This is a genomic window from Microtetraspora sp. NBRC 16547 (assembly GCF_030268965.1).
Classification (GTDB): Bacteria; Actinomycetota; Actinomycetes; order Streptosporangiales; family Streptosporangiaceae; genus Microtetraspora.
The window spans coordinates 1-3592 of the sequence record NZ_BSSE01000066.1 but is presented as its reverse complement, the minus strand read 5'-3'; the positions used below and the strand labels follow the sequence as shown (position 1 = coordinate 3592).

Annotated in this window: 1 protein-coding gene; it reads right to left on the bottom strand. The window is 72.5% G+C overall.

The window, feature by feature from the left end:
* The coding region (locus QSK17_RS35545; RefSeq protein ID WP_285711067.1) for a type I polyketide synthase at window positions 1-3481 on the bottom strand (3481 nt) is incomplete at its 3' end.
* Window positions 3482-3592 lie beyond the last annotated feature (111 nt).

The window sequence follows — 3592 nt, the reverse complement described above, 5'->3', positions numbered from 1 at the left end:
CCATCCCCACAATCGCCACCGGCTCATCCACCACCGAAACCGAAACCGAAGATGACACCGCCTCCACACCCAGCAACTCGGCCTGGAGAAACTCCGCAAGCGCCACCGGAGTCGCGTAATCGAAGACCAAGCTCGCGCCGAGCCTCAGTCCGGTGGCCGCCTCTAGCCGGTTGCGCAGCTGGACGGCGGTCAGCGAGTCGACGCCGAGTTCGGCGAACGCGCGGTCGGATTCGACCGCGGCGGCCGACGGGTGTCCGAGTACGACGGCCGCCTCCCCGCGTACGAGGTCGAGCAGCAGCTTGCTGCGCTCGTCGGCGGAGGCTTCTGCGAGCCGCCGGGCGAGCGCCGAGCCGTTGCCGCGGCCGGAACCGTGGGCCGCGCCGTGGCCGGAGGCGCGGCGAATCGGCGTCCGGACGAGGCCGCGCAGGATCGGCGGGAGCGACTCGCCCGAGGCACGCAGCGCGGCCTGGTCGAGCAGGACCGGCCACAACACGGGTTCGCCCGCGGCCATCGAGGCGTCGAACAGCGCGAGCCCGGCCTCGGCGTCCAGGGGGCGCAGGCCGGACTGTTCGATCCGTCGCCGCTCGGCCGTGCCGAGGCCGGCGGCCATGCCGTCGCCCTCCCACGGCCCCCAGGCGAGGGACCGCGCGGGCAGCCCATGTGCGGCGCGGTGCGTGGCCAGGGCGTCCAGGAACGCGTTCGCCGCCGCGTATCCGGCCTGACCTGCGCTGCCGAACGCGCCGGTCACCGAGGAGAACATCACGAACGCCGACAGCTCCCGATCAAGGGTCAGCTCGTGCAGATGCCAGGCGGCATCGGCCTTCGGCCGCAACACCACAGCAAGCCGCTCCGGAGTCAGCCCGTCCAGCAGCCCATCGTCAAGAACGCCGGCCGCGTGCACCACAGCGGTCAGCGGGTACTCGGCCGGGATCGCCGAGAGCAGCGCTTCGACAGCACTCCGATCGGCGACGTCACACGCCGCGACGGTGACACGGGCGCCGAGTACCTCCAGCTCCGACACCAGCTCCACGGCGCCAGGAGCATCCTGACCACGCCGCGAAGTCAGCAACAGGTGCCCAGCGCCCTGCTCGGCCAGCCGCCGGGCGAGAGCCGCACCGAGCGCACCGGTGCCACCGGTGATCAGTACGGTGCCGTGCGGGTCGGCGACCGTGGCGGGTTCCTCCGGCGCGTCCGCGCGGGCGAGGCGTGGGACGAGGATCCGCCCGTCGCGCACGGCCGCCTCGGGTTCGTCCGGCAGCGCCAGCTCCGTGATGTCCAAGGGGGCGTTCGTGCCGATATCGACGAGCATGATCCTTCCGGGGTGCTCCTGCTGTGCGGTGCGCAGCAGGCCGAGGGCGGCCGCGCCGGCGAGGTCGGTGACGTCCTCACCCGCGTGGGTCGCTGTCGCGCCCTGCGTGACGACGACCAGGCGGCTGCTCGCGAAGCGTTCGTCGGCGAGCCAGGCCCGCACCATGTCGAGCGCGCCACCGACGACCTCCCGCACCGCCTCCGGGGTGCTGCTCCCCGTAGCGGGATCGAGGACGACAGCGGGCTCAAGGACAACGGCCACGGCGTCGGGGACCACGTCCGACTCCTGGACGCTCCCCACGGCGACGGCGCGGATCTCGGCCGACGTCGCGGGTACCCAGTCGAGCCGGAAGAGCGAGCCGAGCCGTCCGGTGGTGACCTGGTCCGTGGTGACGGGGCGCAGTGCCAGCGCCCGTACGGAGGCGACCCCGCGGCCGGTGGCGTCGGCGACAATCAGCGAAACCGTGTCGGCGCCCCCGGGACGAATGCGGACCCGAAGGGCGGTCGCTCCGGACGCGGCCAGGGACAGCCCGGTCCACGAGAACGGCAGGTGCGGCCGGGCGGAGTCGGTGACGAACCCTCCGAGGCCCAGCCCGTGCAGTGCGGCGTCGAGCAGCGCCGGGTGCAGGCCGTAGTCCCGCGCCTCCTCGGCCCTCTCCGACGGCAACTCCACCTCGGCGAACACGTCGTCGCCGAGCCGCCACGCCGCCCGTACGCCCTGGAACGCGGGACCGTAGGCGAATCCCTGCGCGGCGGCCCGGTCGTAGAGATCGTCAACCGGCACTTCGGTCGCCCCCGCCGGCGGCCACACGTCCAGGTCCTCGGTCTGGGGATCGGACGGGATGAGGGTGCCGGTGGCGTGCGCCGTCCATGGCGTCTCGGCGTCGGCGTGGGACGGCCGGGAGTGGACGGTCAGGGATCGGTGTCCCGCTTCGCCGGGTTCGCCGACCGTGACGCGCAAGGCCACGTCGCCGCGTTCGGGCAGGGCGAGTGGGGCGCCGAGGGTCAGCTCGTCCACGGCCGGGCAGCCGACCTCGGCGCCGGCCCGCAGCGCCAGCTCGGCGAACGCGGCACCCGGCAGCAGGACCGTGCCCAGCACCTCGTGCTCGGCCAGCCACGGCCTGGTCCGCCGGGACAGCGCGCCGGTGAAGACCGTGCCCCCGCCGGGCAGTTCGACCGCGGCGCCGAGCAGCGGATGGCCGGGCGCGAACTGGCCGAGCGCGGTGACATCACCGGGGGCGATCCCGGCGTCGAGCCAGTAACGGCTGTGCTGGAAGGCGTAGGTGGGCAGATCGACCGGTGCCGTGCCGGTGCCGGTCAGCACCGCCGCCCAGTCCGGGCCAGTGCCGCGGACGTGCAACTCGGACAGGGCACTGACCACCGACAACGGCTCGGGACGGTCCGCGCGCAGCGTCGGGACAGTGCCATCGACCATCGGGGTGAGCACCGCATCCGGGCCGAGCTCGACGAACTCCGTCACCCCTATTTCCCGTGCACGCTCCACCGCGTCGGCGAACCGGACCGGCTCACGAACCTGACGCACCCAGTAACCGGCATCCATCGGCCCGCCACCGGCCACTGTCGACACAACCGGAATGACCGGCTCACCGAAGGACAAGCCCTGGACGACCTCGTAGAACGCCTCCAGCATCGGCTCCATCAACACGGAGTGGAACGCATGACTGGTGTTCAGCCGCTTGAAACGCGCCCAGCCCGAGGCCACCGCCATAACCTGATCGGCGTCCCCGGACAACACCACCGAGTCGGGGCCGTTGACCGCGGCGATGGACACACCCTCGGGCAGCGGGCCGACCTCGGCCTCCGACGCCCGCACCGCGACCATCGCGCCGCCCTCAGGCAACGCCTGCATCAACCGCCCCCGCGCCGCCACCAGCGTGCAGGCATCCGCCAGGCTCAGGATGCCGGCGACGTGAGCAGCCGCGATCTCCCCGATGGAATGCCCCACCACGACATCAGGCCGCACCCCCCACGACTCCAGAAGCCGGAAGAGCGCCACCTCCACGGCGAAAATCCCCTGCTGCGCGAACTCCGTCCGATCCAGATCCGGACCGCCGTCGAAGACCACCTCCCGCAACCGCGGATCCAGATACGCCGCCACCGCATCGAACGCCTCCGCATAGACCGGAAACGCCTCACACAGCCCACGCCCCATCCCAGGCCGCTGCGACCCCTGACCCGTGAACAGGAACGCAACCTTCCCCGACACCACCCGCCCAACATGAACACCCGATCCACCCGCCAGCGCCTCAAGACCGGCGAGCAA